Below are 21,194 nucleotides of genomic sequence, written 5' to 3' on the forward strand. Positions count from 1 at the left end.
GTTGGCTTTCTTGAAAGGCTTAGTGGCTCAGGACCAGGATCGGGGTCTTGGCGATCTTGTCCATGGCGCCGTTGTACTTGCCGGTCTTCAGGTCGAAGATCTGCAGGCCGCCTTCGATGTCGGTGCCCAGCAACAGCGGCTTGTCGTCGGTGGTGGCGTGCAGGCTCCATACCGGCTTGGGCGCTTCCAGGGTGCCGATCTTCTTCTGCGTCTTCAGGTCGTAGACCCAGATGAACGGGCTCGGGTCTTCCCATTTGCCGGCGCTGTGCTCTTCATGCATCAGCACGTACATGCGGTTCAGCTTGGGCGCTACCGCCATCAACTGCCAGCCGCCAGTGCCCCAGCCTTTCTTGCGCTCTTCGTCGGTGGTCAGCGACCAGCTCGGCAGCATCTTCGGCTTGTCGCCGGAAACGTCCACCGGCTTGACCATGCCGTCTGTGGTCACGAAGAAGTAGGTTTCGCCCACGGCCAGGCCGCGTTCGTTGAGCTTCTCCTTGTTCGGGTCGAAGAACGGCGTCTGGCTGCGGCCGGTTTCCTTGCCGTCGTCGCCGATCTTGGTGATCTGCAACTGGCCGTCGCCGCACAGCGAGGCGAAGGCACGCTTGCCCACCGGGTAGTTGAGCACGCAGCCGCTGATGGCGATTTCGCTGGCGACCTTTTTCTCTTGCGTGTCGACCACGGTGACCGAGGTGGACGGGGTGAAGTTGTAGATGTAGACGAAGCGGTCGTCGGAGCTGGTGCCCAGGGCGTACTTCTGGGTCAGGATCGAGGCGCGCTTGGCCGGGATTTCCACTTCCCACTTCGGACGCAGGTTCGAGGTGTCCCAGGCGGTCAGCACATCGGTGCGCACACCGCGGGTACCACGGGAGTAGAAGGTATCGGCGGAGTACAGGGTCTTGGCGTCATGGCTCAGGGTGGACGGAGCGACGAAGCCGGTGCTGACCATGCCAAGCATCTTCTTCTGCTCGGGGTCGACCACGGTGACGCGGCCGGCGATGAAGTTCTCGAACTCCACGTCGACGATGTACGCACGGTGCGGCGAGGGCGGGAACGGCAAGACGGTCTCACCGATGCTCTCGGTCGGCAGCTCGGCTTGGGCTGCGCCCATCGCGAGGCAAGTTGCCAGCGCGAGGACCGATGGAGCGAGGAACCTGGCGACGCTCATTGGCGGGTACTCCCTTTTTCTTGTTGGCGGGCTATCTGTTGTTATCAGGCCGACCGCCAGGGGCGGACAGCGGACGGAACATTGAGGAGAGTCTGCCTGCGTCGGTGCGCGCCGGACTTGTTGTCCGTGCCATTTCCTTGTCTGGGGGTGACAGGGTGACGCAGGGAGAAAGTGCAGACCGCCGTTGCGTTTCGAGGCTGGAATTCCGCCGAACGGCACAGACATGGATCAAGGCTTTCGTCAGTTTTGGTGCGAAAAAGCTGCATCGTGCCCCGAAAATCCGCACAATGCACATTTGAGCTATCTTGAAACGCCGTTACACCCACCGGAAGTGTGCATTGTGAACAGTTCACAATGTTCGACATGCTCAAAATTTCCGCGTCGTTCCTGATTGGCTTTTCCGACCCGCTATTTGCGTTGGCCGGGAGTCCTCAACCAATCCTCGCGGAGATCCCCCCCTCGATGAGTTCCCCCAGTGAGTTCCCCCTGAGCGCGACGCCCAGGGAAGGGCGCAAAGGCCTGCTGCCCATCGCCATGGTCCTGTTCAGCTTCACCTTCTTCACCGGCACCATGTTCGCCGGCGGCAAGATCGGCATGGCCTTCGACTTCGTCGACATGCTCTGGGTCGCCTTCATCGGCAACGTGCTGCTGGCCATCTACGCCGCCGCCCTGGGCCTGATCGCCTCGCGCAGCGGCCTGAATACCGTGCTGATGGGGCGCTTCTGCTTCGGCGAGCGCGGCAGCAAGCTGTCCGACTTCCTCCTCGGCTTCGCCGAACTGGGCTGGTATGCCTGGGGTACCGCCACTGTGGCCATCGTGCTGGTCAAGATGCTCAGCCTGCCCGAGTGGCTGAACATCCCGCTGATGGTGGTGTTCGGCCTGCTGTTCTCGATCACCGCGATCATCGGCTTCAAGGGCCTGGACATCATGTCTCGCGTCTCGGTGCCGCTGATGTTCATCCTGCTGGTGGCATCGATGGTCATCGCCACCAACCATGCTGGCGGCTGGAGCGGCCTGCTGGCGAAGGAACCGAGCCAGACCCTGACTTTCTCCGCCGCCGTCACCATGGTCTTCGGCACCTTCGCCAGCGGCGCGACCCAGGCCACCAACTGGACCCGTATGGCCCGCAGCGGGCGCATCGCGGTGATCGCCAGCGTGGTTGCCTTCCTCGTCGGCAACGGCCTGATGATCGTCGCCGGCGCCTGGTGCGCGATCGTCTACCAGAACGCCGACATCGTCGAAGTGATGGTGCTGCAGGGCCTGTCCTTTGCCGCGGTGATCATGCTCTGCCTGAACCTGTGGACCATCCAGGGTCCGACCATCTACAACGTCTCCGCCGCCGCCTGCCACCTGGTGCGCAGCGAGCGTCGCCGCACCATGACCCTGCTGGCCGCTGGCGTCGGCATCATCCTCGCCATCGGCGGCATGTACGAATGGCTGATCCCGTTCCTGGTGCTGCTGGGTTCGATCATCCCGCCGCTGGGGGGCGTGATCATGGCCGACTACTGGTACCGCAACCGCGGCGAATACCCGGCGCTGGTGGGCACCCACATCCCGGCGTTCAACGTCTCGGGCCTCGCGTCCTACGCGGTCGGTGCGGGCCTGGCCTATGCCTCGCCGTGGATCGCACCGCTGGTGGGCATCGCCGCGTCGGCCATCTGCTACATCGTCCTCACCGAAGTCACCCGCGCCCGCGCGCCGGTGGCCGAGCCGCGCGCTTGAGCCTGAGCGTCGAGGAAATCCTCCGTCTGCCGGGGCTGGAAAGCCTCGCGCTGCGGGCCGGCGCGCGCAACCTGCATCGCAGCGTGCGCTGGTCCTACGTGGCGGAGAACGTCGGCATTGCCGACTGGGTGATGGGTGGCGAGCTGGTGTTCGTCACCGGCATCAACCACACCCGTGACGAAGCCAACCTGCTGCAGCTGGTGCGCGAAGGCGTTGCCAGCGGCATCGCCGGTATCGTCATCCTGACGGGCGACGAGTTCATCCGGCGGATTCCCGAGTCCGTGATTCATCTGGCCGAAGTGGAGGGCCTGCCGCTGATCGAGCAGCCCTATGCGCTGAAGATGGTCATCGTCACCCATCTGATCGGCACGGCGCTGGTGCAGATGACCCAGGTGAAGACCTCGCGTCGCGACATCCTTGGCCAATTGCTGAGCGGCGACTTCCCCAGCCTCGATATCGTCCGTCGCCGTGCGCAACACCTGGAATTGCCGCTGGAAGTCCCACGCCGTCTGGTGGCGCTGCGGGTGGCTGGCGTTGACACCTTGTTCCAGCAACACCAACCCGAGGAGGCCGAGCGGGCGCTGCAGCTGACTCGCCAGCGGTTGCTCGACCATCTGGAAAGCTGGCAGCAGGAACGCCGCGAGCGCTTGCCGGTGGTGATCCAGGGCGACCTGTTCGTGTTGTTGCTGGCTGATGCCGAGCGAGCCGAGCTGCACGCCCTGGCTTCGGAGCTGCAACTGGAACTGGCACCGCTGCGTGCTTATCTCGGGCTCTCGGCTCGCGCCGACAGTTGCGCGGAATATCCCCGCGCACTGCTCGAAGCCCGCCAGGCGCTGGATGTCGCCGAAGGCATGCAGGCGCCCGGTGGCTTCTGCGACTACCGTGAGCTGGGCGTGCTGCGCCTGCTGCGGGCGATCCCCGATCGCGCGGTGGTCGAGCAGTTCATGAAGGACACTCTCGGCCCGCTCAACGAAGCGGGTCGAAAACAGCCGCACCTGCTGATCGAGACGCTCGATGCGCTCGTCCAGGAGAACGGCAATGCGCTCAAGGCCGCACAGCGCCTGGGCATCCACCGCAACACCCTGAACCAGCGGATCGCGCGTATCGAGGCCCTGAGCGGCCAGTCCCTGGACGACGCGCAATTCCGCCTGAATACCTCCGTGGCGCTGCTCATCTGGCGCATGTCCAGCGCGCCGCGCCACGAATAGCCTGAAGAGGACCTTTGATCCCATGAAAATCATCAACGCCTCCCTGCGCAAGCAGACCGGCCTGTTCACCATCCGCTGCGAAGGCGACGTCATTGCCGAAGTCGTGCAGCAAACCGGCACCCTGGCCGCCAGCGGCGACGACATCGATGCCCGTGGCAACCTGGCGATCGCCCCGCTGGTGGAGCCGCACATCCACCTCGACGCGACCCTGACCGCCGGCGAGCCGGAATGGAACATGAGCGGCACGCTGTTCGAGGGCATCGAGCGCTGGGCCCAGCGCAAGGAAACCATCACCCACGAGGACACCAAGTCCCGCGCCCACACCACCATCCGCATGCTGGCCGCCCATGGCATCCAGCATGTGCGCACCCACGTCGATGTGACCGATCCGACCCTGGCCGCGCTCAAGGCCATGGTGGAAGTCCGTGAAGAGGCGCGCCACCTGGTGGATCTGCAGATCGTTGCATTCCCGCAGGAGGGCATCGAGTCCTACGAGGGCGGCCGCGAGCTGATGGAGGAGGCGATCCGCCTGGGCGCTGACGTCGTTGGTGGCATCCCGCACTTCGAGAACACCCGCGAGCAGGGCGTCAGCTCGATCAAGTTCCTCATGGACCTGGCCGAGCGCACCGGCTGCCTGGTGGACGTGCACTGCGACGAGACCGACGACCCGAACTCGCGCTTCCTCGAAGTGCTCGCCGAGGAAGCCCGCGTGCGCGGCATGGGCGGCCGCGTCACTGCCAGTCACACCACGGCCATGGGCTCCTACGACAACGCCTACTGCTCCAAGCTGTTCCGCCTGCTCAAGCGTTCGGGCATCAACTTCGTCTCCTGCCCGACCGAGAGCATCCACCTGCAGGGCCGCTTCGACACCTTCCCGAAACGCCGTGGTGTGACCCGCGTGGCCGAGATCGACCGGGCCGGTATGAACGTCTGCTTCGGCCAGGATTCGATCAAGGACCCGTGGTACCCGCTGGGCAATGGCAACATCCTGCGCGTGCTGGACGCCGGCCTGCACATCTGTCACATGATGGGCTTCGATGACCTGCAGCGCGCGCTGGACCTGGTCACCGACAACAGCGCCCGCGCGCTGAACCTGGGCGCGCGCTACGGCATCGCCGCCGGCCGTCCGGCGAGCCTGCTGGTACTGGGCGTGGACAGCGATTACGAAGCGGTGCGTCAGCAGACCAAGGCGCTGTACTCGATCCGCAATGGCCGCGTGCTGATGAAGCGCGAGCCGGAGAAGGTGGAGCTGGTCGAGAGCTGAAGTCGATGCAGGGCGGATAACCCGTTGCGGGTTATCCGCCCTACGTAATGACTGTAGGAGCGAGCTTGCTCGCGAACCTTGGCTGCGCTGCGTGGCCGTTCGCGAGCAAGCTCGCTCCTACAAGATCAAAGCCTCTCTCCCGTAAGAACTGTACGGCGGAGACTTAGTTCGTAGGATGGCGTGGAGCGAGCCGGATCGCTTGGCTCAGGGCACCATCGCCATGCCCACGCCGAAGCGGTTCCAGGCGTTGATGGTGGCGATGGCCAGGGTCAGGTTGGCGATCTCCGCGTCGCTGAAGTGCTCGCGCAGGGCGTCGAACTGATCCTGCGGGGCATGCTTCTCCGGCAGGCGGGTGAGGCTTTCCACCCAGGCCAGCGCGGCGCGTTCGCGCTCGGTGAAGAAGCGGGTTTCCTCCCAGACGCTCAGGGTCTGCAGGCGTGCCTCGGTTTCGCCGGCCTTGCGCGCGTCGTTGGCGTGCATGTTCACGCAGTAGGCGCAGCCGTTGATCTGCGAGGCGCGCAGGCGGATCAGTTCCAGCAGCGAGGTCTCCAGGCCGGACTTGGCCAGGGCCTGTTCCAGGCCGAGCATGGCCTTGTAGGCGTCGGGGGCGGCTTTGGCCCATTCGATACGTGCACTCATGGTGTCCTCCAGTGGGGCCCGCGGTAGTGCGGGGAATGGAGCTAAGGTAACGCCGGCGCTGCAACGTTCGAATAGCCAATTCCCGACAATACCGGCAGACCAATGGAGCCAATTCCGGCACTGTGTCCGGTGTCAGTCCCAGCCGCCCGGGCAGCCCTTGCAGCCCGCCATGTTGCTGCCCTGGAAATTACCGAAGCGCTGCCGACTACCGCGCAGATCGGCGTCTTCCAGATTGGCCTCGGCCAGCTTCACTTCCTGCAGGTTGGCGTCGCGCAGATCGGCGCCCTTGAGGTCGGCGCGGGACAACCAAGTCATTTCCAGGTCGGCCGCACGCAGGTTGGCCTGGTGCAGCTTGCCGCCGCTCAGGCGGGCGAATTCCAGGTAAGCGGCGGTCAGGTCGGCGCCTTGCCACTGCGCGCCCTGGGCGAAGAGGCCCCAGGCCTGGATGGCGACCAACTTGGCCCCACTCAGATCGGCGCCACGCAGATTGGCCTGTTGCAGGCTGGCGCGGGTCAGGTCGGCGCCGTTCAGGTGCGCCTGTTGCAGATTGGCCAGGTCCAGTGTGGCGTGGCGCAGGTCGGCTCCGGCGAGGTTGGCGCCGGACAGGTTCATCCGCGTCAGGTCCTGGTTGCGCAGGTCGGCGCCGCGCAGGTCGGCATTCGGGCATTGGCCGTCCGGCTCGATGCGGCAGCCGGCGATGACGGTGGGCGCATCGTCGTCCGCCTCCGGTGCAGGCTGGCTGGTGGCGAAGACGAGGGCGGAGAGTGGGAAGAGCAGGCAGGCGAGCAGGCGCATGGCGATCTCCTGGAAAAGTGAAAAAGGCCCGCGCCGGGGTCGGCGCGGGCCAGTACATCAACGGCTGGCGGTCTTGTTGTCCCAGCTGGGCAGCTTGAACACCCAGAAGGAACCGCCCTGGGCCACCGGTTTGGTCAGCTCGGCCATGTCACCGCCCCACAACGGCACTGCGCCGCCGTAGCCGACGGTCACGCCGATGTACTGCTCGCCGTCCTGCTCCCAGGTGATCGGCGGGGAGACGATGCCGCTGCCGGTCTGGAACTGCCACAGCTCCCTGCCGGTCCTGGCGTCGAAGGCCTTGAGGAAGCCCTCGCCGGTGCCGGTGAACACCAGGTTGCCGGCAGTGGCCAGCACGCCGGCCCACAGCGGCAGGTGGTCCTTGTATTCCCATTCCACCTTGCCGGTAGTGGGGTTCATCGCCCGCAGGGTGCCGACGTGGTCGTCATACATGCGCTTGATGCGGAAGCCCATGCCCAGGTAGGCGCTGCCCTTGGCGTAGTTCACTTCCTCGGTCCAGTAGTCCTCCTTCCAGTGGTTGGCGGGGACGTAGAACAGCCCGGTGTCCTGGCTGTAGGCCATGGGGTTCCAGTTCTTGCCGCCGAGGAACGGCGGCGAGACTTCCACGGCCTTGCCGTGCTTCTGCCCCGGTTCCGGCAGCGGTGGGCGTTGGCCTTCGTTCTCCACCGGGCGACCGGTCTTCAGGTCGATGTGGCTTGCCCAGGTGATGTTGTCGACGAAGGGGAAGGCGTTCTGCAGCTTGCCGTTGGTGCGGTCGACCACATAGAAGAAACCGTTGCGGTCGGCGTGGGCGGTGGCCTTAACGATCTTGCCGTCCTTGGCCTTGTAGTCGAACAGCACCAGTTCGTTGTTGCCGGAGAAGTCCCAGGCGTCGTTGGGCGTGTGCTGGTAGAACCATTTCACCTCGCCGGTGCTCGGGTCGACGCCGACCTGGCCGGAGGTGTAGAGGCTGTCGTAGTCGTGCGGGTTGCCCCCCTTGGCGGTGCGCGCCCAGGTGTTCCACGGGCCGGGGTTGCCGGCGCCGACGATGATGGTGTTGGTTTCGGCGTCGAAGCTCGCGCTCTGCCACGGGGCACCGCCGCCGTGGCTCCAGGCCTCGACCTTGCCGGTGGGGGAGTTCTTGTCCTCCGGCCACGACGGCGCCTTCACGTCGCCAGTGGGTGTGCTGTCCTTGCCGTTGAGGCGGCCCATGTGGCCTTCGACGAAGGGCCGCATCCACACCTCTTCACCGGTATCCGGGTCGCGGGCGAACAGACGGCCGACCACGCCGAACTCATCGCCCGAGCTGCCGTGGATCAGCAGCACCTTGCCGGTCTTGCCGTCCTTCACGATGGTCGGCGCGCCGGTCATGGTGTAGCCGGCGCCGTGGTCGCCGAACTTCTTCTTCCAGACCACCTTGCCGGTCTTCTTGTTCAGCGCCACGACGGAGGCATCGAGGGTGCCGAAGTAGATCTTGTCGCCATAGATGGCGGCGCCGCGGTTGACCACGTCGCAGCACGGGCGGATGTCGTCGGGCAGGCGGTGGTTGTAGGTCCACAGGCGCTTGCCGGTCTTCGCGTCGAGGGCGAACAGTCGCGAGTAGGAGGCGGTGACGTAGACCACGCCGTCACTGACGATGGCCTGGGATTCCTGGCCGCGCTGCTTTTCGTCGCCGAAGGAGTAGGACCAGGCCGGGGTCAGCTTGAACACGTTGCCTGCGTTGACCTGCTTGAGCGGGCTCCAGCGCTGGGCGTTGGTGCCCATGCCGTACTGCAGCACGTCGCCGGTGGTGGTGTGGTCGTTGGCGATATCGTCCCAGGTCACGTCTTTCGCCAGGGCTGAGCCGCCGGCGGTGAGGGCGATGGCGCAGGCGAGGCTGCTGAAAGTGAGGTGCAGGGGGGCGAGGCGCAGGGGGGCTGTTGTTGTTCTCATGGTGGTTTCCCGTGATGGATGGCGGCAGGGCCGCTGCACGTGCCGCGGCGAATCCATGGTGGGAGGAGGGCTGCCTGAGGGGGAACGGAAATAGTCCCGGCAATGCCGGGACTATTTCCCGAGCCGGGCATGAATTGGACTTGCTGCCAAAGCGCCGTCGATGGCCGACCGCGGTTCTAGTACGAAGGGAGTAGGCGGGAGCATCCAAAGCAGGATTCGGCCGCAAGGCGTGCGTTCTTAACATCGTCATCACTGGCGTCTTTCCGGGCGCCGTGCCTTGCCAAGCATCTCGATGAGAGGATGAAGTGATGAACAACAAGAACGTGCTGTGTGGCCTGATGTTGGTGGCCGGCCTGGGTGTTTCGGGTCTGGCCCTGTCCCACGGCAATGTGACGCCCCAGGCAGTGGATACCACGGGGCTGGAACCGCTGGGCAAGGAATGGCGCGAGACCAACCCCTACCGCGAGCCCTACGCCAACCACGCCAAGGCGGTGGAGATCGGCGCTTCGGCCTACAACCAGAACTGCGCGCGCTGCCACGGCCTGGAAGCCAAGTCCGGCGGCATCGCCCCCGACCTGCGCATGCTCGACGTGGGCGCCGAGGGTGACGAGTGGTTCAAGGAGCGGGTGATCAACGGCGCGGTGCGCGACGGTGCGGTGTACATGCCGAAGATGGCCGACTTCATCAGCCAGGAAGGCCTCTGGGCGATCCGCACCTACCTGGACAGCGTGCACGTGGACGAGTGACCGCCATGCGCCTGTTCGCCTGGTTGTTCGGCCTGTGCCTGCTGATTGGGCAAGCGCAGGCTGGAGTCCGTCCCTACGAGGATATGGTCTCCAGCGGTGTGTTGCGGGTGGCTGTGTACGAGAACTTCCCGCCCTACAGCTTCATGCAGGACGGGCAGCCGCGCGGGGTCGACGTCGACCTTGCGCAGCGCCTGGCCAGCGGGCTGGGCCTGCGTGCGGAATTCCTCTGGGTCACGCCCGGCGAGCGCCTGGACGACGACCTGCGCAACTTCATCTGGAAGGGGCATTACTTGCGCCCCGGCGTGGTCGCCGACGTGATGCTGCGCGTGCCCTACGACCGCCAGTACGCCAACCGGCGCAACGACGTCGGCGAGTTCGCCAATGAGCAGGTGGTGATGTTCGGTCCTTACCAGCGCGAGCGCTGGCAGGTGGTCAGCGATGACCGGCGCCTGCCCGAGGTGGACACCATCGCCGCCTTCCGCGAACACCCCATCGGCGTCGAGCTGGACAGCGTGCCGTCGTTCTACCTGACCTCGGTGCTGGGCGGCCAGCTCAGCCGCATGACCGTGCATTTCCCGAGCACGCAGGCAGCCTTCGACGGCATGCGCGCGGGCAAGGTGGATGCAGTAATGGCGCTGCGCGGCGAGCTGGACTGGATGCGCGCCCAGGCCGCCGATGAGCACCTGAAGAACGCCGAAAATACCTACCCCAACCTCGGCCAGCCCGAGTGGGACATCGGCATGGCGGTGCATGAAAGCAATCGCCAGCTCTCCAACGCCCTGGACGGCGAACTGGAGGAACTGGTGCGCAGCGGCGAGATGGAAAAGCTCTACGCGGCCTACGGCATGCGCTATGAACTGCCGGGGCTCTATCAGGACGTGCAGTGAGGGATTGAGGATGCACCGGCGCGAATTGCTGCTCGGGATCTGTGCGCTGCCGTTGCTGGCAGCGGCGGTGGAGGGCGACCCAATGCCCTCGGTGATGTGGGAGTACCACCACAAGCGCCTGTTGAACGGCGAGCCCTACGTCTTCGATGAGCGGGTGAGGCTGGGGGTGCCGCCGTTCGCCGAAGATTCCCGCCAGGTGCCGGTGGAAGTCGACGCCCGCGCCTTGCCGGGGCGTTTCGATCGCCTGCTGCTGTGGGCCGAACTGAACCCGATTCCCCATGTGCTGACGCTCTATCCGGGCGAACATCTGGAGCCGCTGCTGGCGGTGCGTATCCGCATCGAACAGGCCACGCCGATCCGCGCCGCGCTGCGCGACGAGAAGGGCGTCTGGCATGTGGGCTCGGCCTGGATCGACGCCGCCGGTGGTGGTTGCACGGCGCCCAGTGTGGTGCGCGCGCAACCGGGCTGGGAGGACCGGCTCGGCCAGGTCCACGGCGAGTCCTATCCCAAGGGTGAATACAGCCGCGTGCGCTTGTCGGTGTCGCACCCGATGGACAACGGCCTGGTCGGCGGCATCCCCGAGTTCTACCTCGACCATGCCGAGCTGCGTGGGCCCGATGGTGAGGTCTTCGCCCGACTGGACCTGTTCCCGGCGGTCAGCGAAAACCCGACTTTCACCTTTGAGGTGCGCGGCCATCCGCACACCGAACTCTGGCTGCACGACAACAACGGAAACGAATTCCAGGCCGCTCTGCGCTGACGCCGCACTGCGCCGTTATAGCGCTGCACTAACGAGGTGCCCATGCGTTTTCTCCTGATCGCCCTCGCGTGCCTGTGCTTGCCGGCACTGGCCGACCTGCAGTACCACCTCCAGCCCCGGCAGATCGCCGAGGGCACCTGGGTGGTGGAAGGCAGCACCGACAATTTCGCCAAGGACAACGGCGGCGCCATCGTCAACGTCGCCTTCATCGACACCGGCGACGGGGTGCTGCTGATCGACACCGGCCCGTCGAAGCGCTACGGCGAAGCCCTGCGTACGCTGATCCAGCAGACCACCGGCAAGCCGGTGGGTCGGGTGTTGCTGACCCATCACCACCCTGACCATGTGCTGGGCAACCAGGCTTTTACCGACGTACCCATCGGCGCGCTGGCTGGCACCACAAAACTGCTGAAAGAGCAGGGCAACGCCATGGCGGAGAACATGTACCGCCTGGTCGGCGACTGGATGCGCGGCACGGAAGTGGTGTTGCCCAGCGAGACAGTGGCGCCGGGTGAATTGACGATGGGCAGCCACCGGTTCCGGTTGGTCGGCCTGCGCGGGCATACCGGCGCGGACCTGGCGATCCTCGACGAGACCACCGGCGTGCTGTTCGCCGGCGACATCGTGTTCTACCAGCGCGCACTGACCACGCCGAACAGTCCGGGGCTCGACGTCTGGCTGGCTGACCTGGATACGCTGCAGCAGCTGCCGTGGAAGCAGATCGTCCCTGGCCACGGCCCCATCGCCAGTGATGTCGCACCCTTCGTGCAGATGCGCGACTACCTCAGCTGGCTCGACAGCGTAATGCGCGACGGCGTCGCCCAGGGGGCGGACATGAACGACCTACTGCGCACGCCCATCCCCGAACGTTTCGCCGGCGTCAGCCTGACGCGCTACGAGCTGATCCGCAGTGTCAGCCATCTCTATCCGCGCTATGAGCAGAAGGCGCTGCCGCGCGTCGACGAGCAGTAGCTCTTTCTGCGGAAGTTTCGGTGCGCGGACATGCCCTCACCCCAACCCTCTCCCAGAGGGAGAGGGGCTGTCCGGAGCCGCTTTGCTCTTCCTGTAGGAGCGAGCTTGCTCGCGAACCTTCCGACCGGATGAACGCCTGTGTCCGCATCGCGCCGAACGGCTCCCTCTCCCTCCGGGAGAGGGCTGTCTGGAGCGGCCTTGCTCGCCGCTCCGACCTGCTCTGCCTGTAGGAGCGAGCTTGCTCGCGAACCTTCCGACCGGATGAACGCCTGTGTCCGCCTATCGCGCCGAACAGCTCCCTCTCCCTCCGGGAGAGGGCTGGGGTGAGGGGCTCGGATCCCCGCTCAGGCAACGCAGTCGCCGGGACATCTGGTTCGCGAGCAAGCTCGCTCCTACAGGGATTGGGCTCGGCCTCCCGGCCCGTGAGAGCTCCCGAATTTCACGCCGCCGCAACCCGGTATTGCTACCAAGGAACTAGGAAAATCGGCACTGCGTTCAATTGTTGCCCCAGCCCGCCAAACCAAGAATCTGCGACAGACCGGGAAATTTTCCCGGGTACAACAACAATCGCAGAGGCGCATCGCCATGAGACAGCTTCAACCTTTCGCCCGCACCGTGCTGTTCACCGCCGTCAGCCTGGCCAGCCTGGGCGCCCAAGCCGGGGTGACCGACCAGGACATCAGTGATTCCGCCAAGCGCACCGACCAGATCGTGGTCAACGGGATCAACCAGCAGGGCCAGCGCTTCAGCCCGCTGAACACCCTGAACAGCGATAACGTGAAGGAACTGCGGCCGGTCTGGGCGCTGTCCTTCGGTGGCGAGAAGCAGCGCGGCCAACAGGCGCAACCGTTGATCAAGGACGGCGTGATGTACGTCACCGCCTCCTACTCGCGAGTGTTCGCCGCCGATGCGCGCACGGGTCGCAAGCTCTGGCAATACGACGCGCGCCTGCCCGACGGCATCATGCCCTGCTGCGATGTGATCAACCGTGGTGTGGCCCTGTACGGCGACCTGGTGATCTTCGGCACCCTCGACGCCAAGCTGGTCGCCCTGAACAAGGACACTGGCAAGGTGGTGTGGAAAAAGACCGTGGCCGACTACAAGGCCGGCTACTCCATCTCCGCCGCACCGCTGATCGCCAAGGGCAAGCTGATTACCGGCGTGGCCGGCGGCGAGTTCGGCGTGGTCGGCAAGATCGAGGCCTACAACCCCACCAACGGCGAGCTGCTGTGGAGCCGCCCGACCGTGGAAGGCCACATGGGCTACGTCTACAAGGACGGCAAGGCCGTGGAGAACGGCATCTCCGGCGGCGAAGCGGGCAAGACCTGGCCGGGCGACCTGTGGAAGACCGGCGGCGCCGCGCCCTGGCTGGGCGGCTACTACGACCCGAGCACCGACTCGCTGTTCATCGGCACCGGCAACCCGTCGCCGTGGAACTCGCACCTGCGCCCTGGTGACAACCTGTACTCCTCCTCGCGCCTGGCGCTGAACCCCGACGACGGCTCGATCAAGTGGCACTTCCAGACCACCCCGCACGACGGCTGGGACTTCGACGGTGTGAACGAGCTGGTGTCCTTCGACTACAAGGACGGCAGCAAGACCGTGCAGGCGGCTGCCACCGCCGACCGCAACGGCTTCTTCTACGTGCTCGATCGCACCAACGGCAAGTTCATCCGTGGCTTCCCCTTCGTCGACAAGGTGACCTGGGCCAAGGGCCTGGATAAGGACGGCCGGCCGATCTATGACGACGCCCACCGTCCGGGTGCGCCGGGTGAGGGCGGCGAGAAGGGCAGCTCAGTGTTCGTTGCGCCGTCCTTCCTCGGCGGCAAGAACTGGATGCCCATGGCCTACAGCCAGGACACCGGGCTGTTCTACGTGCCGTCCAACGAGTGGGGCATGGACATGTGGAACGAGAACATCGCCTACAAGAAGGGCGCGGCTTACCTCGGCGCGGGCTTCACCATCAAGCCGCTGAACGAAAAGTACATCGGCGTGCTGCGCGCCATCGATCCGAAGACCGGCAAGCAGGTCTGGCGCTACGAGAACTACGCGCCGCTGTGGGGCGGCGTGCTGGCGACCCACGGCAACCTGGTGTTCACCGGCAACCCCGAGGGCTATCTGATGGCCTTCGACGCCAAGACCGGCAAGAAACTTTACGAGTTCAACACCGGCTCGGGCGTGATCGCCTCGCCGATCACCTGGGAGATGGATGGCGAGCAGTACGTCACCGTGCTCTCCGGCTGGGGCGGCGCGGTGCCGCTGTGGGGTGGCGAGGTGGCCAAGCGCATCAAGGACCTCGACCAGGGCGGGATGATCTGGACCTTCAAGCTGCCCAAGGATCTCGTCGCCAAGAAGTGATGCTTCTGTGAGGTGAGCAGAGGGCCGGCCATTGAGCCGGCCCTTTGTTTTTTAGTGGATGTGGCTCGCTTTTGTAGGAGCGGACTCTGCCCGCGAAGTTTTTCGTAGGGTGAATAACGTCTTTAGCGTCATCCGCCGTCTTTTTCAGTGTTTTTGCGCCGCCTCGGCGCGCTTGGATGTTTTCTTGTTTCTCCCCCTCGGGCGACCGACTTTGGCAAACGCCTCCAGCGTAGGCAAAGGTCTCGTCCCGACATCAGGGTCCGGTATCGCTCCGAGGGAGCGTACAAGGGCCATCCCTGCTCCTCTAAATCCCTCGCGGCATCGATGGCCCCGCTGCTTGGCGTCCTGACGGGACTCTGCGCGTGCCTGCGACTCTGGTGCGTGAGCGCAGGGCTGCTTTTTGTAGGAGCGAGCTTGCTCGCGAACCGCTTGACGCCGATGCGGCCGGGTAATTCTGTTCGCGAGCAAGCTCGCTCCTACAAAGGCGGATAACGTTTCGCGTTATCCGCCCTGCGGGTGTTCATCCTGCAACGTGGGTGCAGTGGTGAGCATTCGCGGACAAGGTCCGCTCCTACGAAAAGCCAGCCGCCACCATCTACTACCAAATGAGTAACCCACCGCTCCCATGGGGGCATTCCGGGCCGGGAAGGGCGCTGCCTAAGATCGCTCCATGACCTGGCCGATGGAGGCCGGGAACCGACAGGAGAGCATCCCCATGATCTACGCCGCACCCGGAACCCCAGGCGCCGTCGTCACCCTCAAACCGCGCTACGGCAACTACATCGGCGGCGAGTTCGTCGCGCCGGTGCTGGGCCAGTACTTCAGCAACACCTCGCCGGTGAATGGCGAAATCATCGCCGAATTCCCGCGCTCCACCGCCGAGGACATAGAACTCGCCCTGGATGCCGCCCATGCCGTCGCCGATAGCTGGGGGCGCACATCGGTGCAGGACCGCGCGCTGATCCTGCTGAAGATCGCCGACCGCATCGAACAGAACCTCGAGCAACTCGCCGTCGCCGAAACCTGGGACAACGGCAAGGCCGTGCGCGAGACCCTGAACGCCGACGTGCCGCTGGCCGCCGACCACTTCCGCTACTACGCCGGCTGCATCCGCGCGCAGGAAGGCGGCGCCGCCGAGATCAACGAGAACACCGTTGCCTACCACATCCACGAGCCGCTGGGCGTGGTCGGGCAGATCATCCCGTGGAACTTCCCGCTGCTGATGGCCGCGTGGAAACTCGCGCCGGCCCTGGCCGCCGGTAACTGTGTGGTGATCAAGCCGGCCGAGCAGACTCCGCTGTCGATCATGCTGCTGGCCGAAATCATCGGTGACCTGCTGCCACCGGGCGTGCTGAACATCGTCCAGGGCTTCGGCAAGGAAGCGGGCCAGGCGCTGGCCACCAGCAAGCGCATCGCCAAGATCGCCTTCACCGGCTCCACCCCGGTCGGCTCGCACATCCTCCACTGCGCGGCGGAGAACATCATCCCGTCCACCGTGGAACTGGGTGGCAAGAGCCCGAACATCTTCTTCGAGGACATCATGCAGGCCGAGCCGGCCTTCATCGAGAAGGCCGCCGAGGGCCTGGTGCTGGCCTTCTTCAACCAGGGCGAAGTGTGCACCTGCCCGTCGCGGGCGCTGGTGCAGGAGTCGATCTTCGAGCAGTTCATGGTCGAGGTGATGAAGAAGATCAAGGCGATCAAGCGCGGCAACCCGCTGGATACCGAGACCATGGTCGGCGCGCAGGCTTCGCAGCAGCAGTACGAGAAGATCCTCTCCTACCTCGACATTGCCCAGGGCGAAGGCGCCGAGCTGCTCACCGGCGGCTCCAGCGAGCGCCTGGAAGGTGACCTGGCCAGCGGTTATTACATCCAGCCGACTCTGCTCAAGGGCCACAACGGCATGCGCGTGTTCCAGGAGGAAATCTTCGGGCCGGTGGTGGGCGTCACCACCTTCAAGGACGAAGCCGAAGCCCTGGCGATTGCCAATGACACCGAGTTCGGCCTGGGCGCCGGCGTATGGACCCGCGACATCAACCGCGCCTGGCGCATGGGCCGGGGCATCCAGTCCGGCCGCGTGTGGACCAACTGCTACCACCTGTACCCGGCCCACGCCGCCTTCGGTGGCTACAAGAAGTCCGGCGTCGGCCGCGAGACCCACAAGATGATGCTCGACCACTACCAGCAGACCAAGAACCTGCTGGTGAGCTACGACATCAACCCGCTGGGCTTCTTCTAACCCTCAGCAGCAAACCGGCGAGCCTTCCCCCATCAGGTTCGCCGGACCTTTCCGGTGTACCCCGCCTGGCACTCCACCAGGCATCCCTTGTGTCGACGCGCCCGGTTCGGGCGGCCGTCCGCTTCCGTACCCATTCCACGGGTGACGGCCTTCGTCGAACGCGGCTCCGGCCGCGTTTTCTTTTTTCCGGATGAGTCGTTGTTCGCGAGCAAGCTCGCTCCTACAGGTTGAGTTCGCAGCCCTTCTGTAGGAGCGAGCTTGCTCGCGAACCCGCCCATCCTGCAAAGCATCCGCAGCGTCCCGCCCGCGCAACACCTGCCGCCGATGAGCGCAACACCTGTAGCGCCCGCAACACCCGCATCGCATCCGGAAGGAAACGCCAGAAGCCCCGAACGGCGGGCCCTCCAGCCAGATTCGAGAAGCCTGGCACAGCGGTTGCTCTGAGCCTTGCAAGCCGCGGCGAACGATCCGCGGCACCAACAAGAATCGGAGAACCTCCATGAGATCGATTGGCCTGCACGTGCCTTCCGTTCGCCTGCAACCCGCCTTGCGCCATTCCCTGCTGACCGCCTCGCTGCTGATGGCCGGTCTGTCCCTGAATCTCCACGCTGCTGAAGTCCCGGCCAACGTCGATGGCCAGCGCATCGCCGCCGCCAACAGCGAGCCGGGCAACTGGATGACCACCGGCCGAACCTACGACGAGCAGCGCTTCAGCCCGCTCAAGCAGATCGACCAGAGCAACGTCGGCAATCTGGGCCTGGCCTGGAGCCACAAGCTGGACATCGACCGTGGCGTAGAAGCCACGCCCATCGTGGTCGATGGCGTGATGTACACCACCGGGCCGTTCTCCATCGTCTACGCACTGGACGCCCGCAGTGGCGAGCTGCTGTGGAAGTACGACCCGCAGTCCGACCGCAGTCGCGCCGGCGAAGCCTGCTGCGACGCGGTGAACCGTGGCGTGGCGGTGTGGAAGGGCAAGGTCTACGTCGGCGTGCTCGACGGCCGCCTGGAGGCCATCGACGCCAAGACCGGCAAGCGCGTGTGGAGCGTCGATACCCGCACCGACCCGTCGCGCAGCATCACTATCACCGGCGCGCCGCGCATCGTGAAGGGCAAGGTGATCATCGGCAACGGCGGCGCCGAGTTCGGCGTGCGCGGCTACATCACCGCCTACGATGCCGAGACCGGCAAGCAGGATTGGCGCTTCTTTACCGTGCCCGGCGACCCCAAGGAAATGCCCAAGGGCAAGGGCATGGAAATCGCCGCCAAGACCTGGTTCGGCGACAACTACGCCAAGCAGGGCGGTGGCGGCACTGTGTGGGACTCGATGTCCTACGACCCGGAGTTGAACCTGCTGTACATCGGCGTCGGCAACGGCTCCTCGTGGAACCCGCGCATCCGCAGCGAAGGCAAGGGCGATAACCTGTTCCTCTCGTCCATCGTTGCGATCAACCCTGACAACGGCGAGTACGTCTGGCACTACCAGACCACGCCGGGCGACGCCTGGGACTACACCGCCACCCAGCACATCATGCTGGTGGACCTGGAGATCGACGGCAAGCAGCGCAAGGTGTTGATGCAGGCGCCGAAGAACGGCTTCTTCTACGTCATCGACCGCGCCACCGGCGAGCTGCTCTCGGCGAAGAACTTCATCCCGATCAACTGGGCCACCGGCATCGACATGAAGACCGGTCGGCCGATCCGCAACGAGGAGGTCGCCGAATACTGGAAGGACCCGCAGAAAAAGGCACGTCTGATCCAGCCGGCCTTCTGGGGTGCCCACGACTGGCAACCGATGTCGTACAACCCCAACACCGGCCTGGTCTACATCCCGGCGCACATCATGTCGGCGATGTACCAGGACGTCGACGGCGCGCCGCCGCGTTCCAAGTTCAAGAGCATCTACCAGCTCGATGTGAACACCGGGATGATGCCCGAGGACCCGGAGGGCCTGCGCAAGATCGCCGACACCTGGACCGGCAAGCTGATCGCCTGGGACCCGGTGAAGCAGGAAAAACGCTGGGAAGTGCCCTACAGCACCATCTTCAACGGCGGCACCCTGAGTACCGCCGGCAACCTGGTGTTCGAAGGCACCGCCGACGGCCGCGTGGTGGCCTATGCCGCCGAGACCGGCAAGAAGCTCTGGGAATCCCCGGCCAACACCGGCGTGATGGCCGCGCCCATCACCTATGAGGTGGACGGCGAGCAATACGTGACCTTCATGGCCGGCTGGGGCGGTGCCTTCTCCACCTTCGCCGGCGCTCTGTCGCTGCGCGCCGGGGTGAAGCCCAACGCCCAGGTGCTGACCTACAAGCTCGGCGGCACCGCCAAGCTGCCGGACATCAACTACAAGTGGGCCGACCGCAAGCCCGAGCCGCCGGCACTGACCGGCACCCCCTTGCAGATCGACCAGGGCCGCGAGCTGTTCAACTCCAGTTGCTCGCAGTGCCACGGCATCAACGCCATCAGCGGTGGCGTGGTGCCGGACCTGCGCACCCTCAGCGCGGAAAACCACCAGCGCTTCCTCGGCATCGTCTATGGCGGCCGCATCCCCGACGGCATGCCCTCGTTCCAGGGCCATCTCGACCTGCAACAGGCCGAGGCGGTGCACCAGTACCTGATCAAGCGCGCCTACGACCTCAAGGAACAACTGGCCGGCGCGCAGAAGACCGCCGCCAAGTGACCGCCCACCAGGAGACTGATTCATGACTGACGTAACGACCTACCAGCACTACATCGACAACCGCTTCGTCGCCGGCGAGCCGCTGATCGAGGTGCACAACCCGGCCAATGGTGAACTGCTGGCACGCATCCCCGAGGCCAGCGCCGCCCAGGTGGACAGCGCCATCGACGCCGCCCGCAGGGCGCAGAAGGGCTGGGCGGCCAAGCCTGCCATCGAGCGCGCCGGCTATCTGCGCCGGATCGCCGAGAAGGTGCGCGCCAACGCGCCGCGCCTGGCGAAGATCATCACCGCCGAGCAGGGCAAGGTGCCGGCACTGGCGGAAGTGGAAGTGAACTTCACCGCTGACTACCTCGACTACATGGCCGAGTGGGCGCGCCGCCTGGAGGGCGAAGTGCTGACCAGCGACCGCGCTGGCGAGCACATCTTCCTGCTGCGCAAGCCGCTGGGCGTGGTGGCGGGCATCCTGCCGTGGAACTTCCCGTTCTTCCTCATCGCGCGGAAGATGGCGCCGGCTCTGCTGACCGGCAACACCATCGTCATCAAGCCCAGCGAAGAAACCCCGATCAACTGCTTCGAGTTCGCTCGCCTGGTGGCGGAGACCGACCTGCCCACCGGCGTGTTCAACGTCGTCGGCGGCACCGGTGCCAGCGCCGGCAGTGCGCTGACCAGCCACGCAGGCGTCGACCTGATCAGCTTTACCGGCAGCGTCGCCACCGGCTCGCGGATCATGGCCGCGGCCGCGCCGAACATCACCAAGCTGAACCTGGAGCTGGGTGGCAAGGCGCCGGCCATCGTCCTCGCCGACGCCGACCTGGAACTGGCGGTGAACGCCATCAAGGCCTCGCGGGTGATCAACACCGGGCAGGTGTGCAACTGCGCCGAGCGCGTCTATGTGCAGCGCCAGGTAGCCGACCAGTTCATCGAGAAGATTGCCGCCGCCATGGCCGCCACTCGCTTCGGTGACCCGAATGTGCAGGCCGACCTGGACATGGGCCCGCTGGTCAATCGGATCGGACTGGACAAGGTCGCGCAGATGGTCCGCACGGCAACCGGGCAGGGCGCTCAGGTCATTACAGGCGGCGCAGTGGCCGACCTCGGCAGGGGCTTCCACTACCAGCCCACCGTGCTCGCTGGCTGCACGGGCGACATGGAGATCATGCGCAAGGAAGTCTTCGGCCCGGTGCTGCCGATCCAGGTGGTGGACGACCTCGACGAAGCCATCGCCCTGGCCAATGACAGCGACTACGGCCTGACCTCATCGATCTACACCCGCAACCTCAGCGCCGCGCTCAAGGCCAGCCGCGAGCTGGACTTCGGCGAGACCTACATCAACCGCGAGAACTTCGAGGCGATGCAGGGCTTCCATGCCGGCACGCGCAAGTCCGGCATCGGTGGCGCGGACGGCAAGCATGGGCTGTATGAGTACACGCACACGCATGTGGTTTATGCGCAGGAGTGAGCTGCCGGCCAGGCCGTGCATGGGCTTAGACCCTCTCCCTAACCCTCTCCCTGAAGGGAGAGGGGACTGGACCAGTGTGGAGCGCGACCACGGTTTTTCCCGATCCGAACGTGCCAGGAAAGCACGGTTGGGACGCTTCACTCGAATACTCCCTCTCCCTTCAGGGAGAGGGGACTGGGCCGGTGTGGGGCGGCCACGGTTTTCCTGATCCGAGCGTGCCAGGAAAGCACGATTGGGACGCTTCACTCGAATACTCCCTCTCCCTTCAGGGAGAGGGCTGGGGAGAGGGGGCGAAGGTGTGCACGGAGTTTCCAGCGGATGGGAAAACTGTGCCCGTAAACGTTCCATTGTTTGACTGGGTGGGCCGTCCT

Annotated in this window: 15 protein-coding genes; 11 read left to right on the top strand and 4 right to left on the bottom strand. The window is 65.3% G+C overall.

The annotated features are described in order from the left end of the window. Positions 1–19 precede the first annotated feature (19 nt). Positions 20–1,108, bottom strand: a complete 1,089-nt coding sequence (locus tag ACNFH5_RS28050) for an amine dehydrogenase large subunit (RefSeq protein ID WP_416751897.1) — start codon at positions 1,106–1,108, stop codon at positions 20–22. Between the two features lie 519 nt (positions 1,109–1,627). On the opposite strand from ACNFH5_RS28050, the gene codB reads away from it, so the two are divergent. The 3 genes from codB to codA are packed head-to-tail and all read left to right on the top strand — an operon-like array spanning position 1,628 to position 5,359. Continuing rightward, the gene (codB, locus tag ACNFH5_RS28055; RefSeq protein WP_416751788.1) at positions 1,628–2,887 is read left to right on the top strand and encodes a cytosine permease; all 1,260 of its coding nucleotides are present in this window, start codon (positions 1,628–1,630) and stop codon (positions 2,885–2,887) included. Then, positions 2,884–4,095, top strand: a complete 1,212-nt coding sequence (locus ACNFH5_RS28060; RefSeq protein ID WP_416751790.1) for a PucR family transcriptional regulator — start codon at positions 2,884–2,886, stop codon at positions 4,093–4,095. Before codB ends, ACNFH5_RS28060 begins: the two co-directional genes overlap by 4 nt. A 22-nt stretch (positions 4,096–4,117) precedes the next feature. Further along, positions 4,118–5,359 (top strand): cytosine deaminase, encoded by a 1,242-nt coding sequence (gene codA / locus ACNFH5_RS28065; protein ID WP_416751792.1) that lies wholly within the window; start codon positions 4,118–4,120, stop codon positions 5,357–5,359. Positions 5,360–5,563: 204 nt separating this feature from the next. Here codA and ACNFH5_RS28070 read toward each other — a convergent pair whose 3' ends face one another. The 3 genes from ACNFH5_RS28070 to exaA form a co-directional block, all read right to left on the bottom strand. Continuing rightward, positions 5,564–5,998 carry a carboxymuconolactone decarboxylase family protein gene (locus ACNFH5_RS28070; RefSeq protein WP_401086877.1) on the bottom strand — a complete coding sequence of 145 codons (435 nt, stop codon included), beginning with the start codon at positions 5,996–5,998 and terminating at the stop codon, positions 5,564–5,566. A gap of 132 nt (positions 5,999–6,130) precedes the next feature. Next, a complete protein-coding gene (locus tag ACNFH5_RS28075) occupies positions 6,131–6,793 on the bottom strand; it encodes a pentapeptide repeat-containing protein (protein WP_416751795.1) in 663 nt (220 codons plus the stop codon). A gap of 57 nt (positions 6,794–6,850) precedes the next feature. Next, positions 6,851–8,722, bottom strand: coding sequence for a quinoprotein ethanol dehydrogenase (gene exaA / locus ACNFH5_RS28080; protein WP_416751797.1), 1,872 nt, complete (start codon positions 8,720–8,722; stop codon positions 6,851–6,853). A gap of 308 nt (positions 8,723–9,030) precedes the next feature. Between exaA and pedF the strand changes: the two genes are divergently transcribed. The 8 genes from pedF to aldA all read left to right on the top strand — a co-directional run bounded on the left by pedF (position 9,031) and on the right by aldA (position 20,823). After that, positions 9,031–9,468: a cytochrome c-550 PedF gene (pedF, locus tag ACNFH5_RS28085; protein ID WP_138523765.1), complete on the top strand. Its 438-nt coding sequence runs from the start codon at positions 9,031–9,033 to the stop codon at positions 9,466–9,468. Positions 9,469–9,473: 5 nt separating this feature from the next. Further along, entirely contained in the window at positions 9,474–10,355 is an 882-nt protein-coding gene (locus ACNFH5_RS28090) for a substrate-binding periplasmic protein (protein ID WP_416751800.1), read from the top strand. Positions 10,356–10,365: 10 nt separating this feature from the next. Further along, positions 10,366–11,115 carry a quinoprotein dehydrogenase-associated SoxYZ-like carrier gene (locus ACNFH5_RS28095; RefSeq protein WP_416751802.1) on the top strand — a complete coding sequence of 250 codons (750 nt, stop codon included), beginning with the start codon at positions 10,366–10,368 and terminating at the stop codon, positions 11,113–11,115. 42 nt (positions 11,116–11,157) lie between these two features. Continuing rightward, positions 11,158–12,087: a quinoprotein relay system zinc metallohydrolase 1 gene (locus tag ACNFH5_RS28100; protein WP_416751804.1), complete on the top strand. Its 930-nt coding sequence runs from the start codon at positions 11,158–11,160 to the stop codon at positions 12,085–12,087. A 585-nt stretch (positions 12,088–12,672) separates the two neighbouring features. After that, a complete protein-coding gene (locus ACNFH5_RS28105; RefSeq protein ID WP_416751806.1) occupies positions 12,673–14,445 on the top strand; it encodes a methanol/ethanol family PQQ-dependent dehydrogenase in 1,773 nt (590 codons plus the stop codon). Between the two features lie 715 nt (positions 14,446–15,160). Further along, entirely contained in the window at positions 15,161–16,681 is a 1,521-nt protein-coding gene (locus ACNFH5_RS28110; protein WP_416751808.1) for an aldehyde dehydrogenase family protein, read from the top strand. A 499-nt stretch (positions 16,682–17,180) separates the two neighbouring features. Beyond that, the gene (locus ACNFH5_RS28115; protein WP_416751810.1) at positions 17,181–19,364 is read left to right on the top strand and encodes a PQQ-dependent dehydrogenase, methanol/ethanol family; all 2,184 of its coding nucleotides are present in this window, start codon (positions 17,181–17,183) and stop codon (positions 19,362–19,364) included. Between the two features lie 22 nt (positions 19,365–19,386). Further along, entirely contained in the window at positions 19,387–20,823 is a 1,437-nt protein-coding gene (aldA, locus tag ACNFH5_RS28120) for an aldehyde dehydrogenase (RefSeq protein WP_416751812.1), read from the top strand. Positions 20,824–21,194: the final 371 nt, after the last annotated feature.

This window comes from Pseudomonas sp. NY15435, assembly GCF_048068295.1.
GTDB lineage: Bacteria > Pseudomonadota > Gammaproteobacteria > Pseudomonadales > Pseudomonadaceae > Pseudomonas.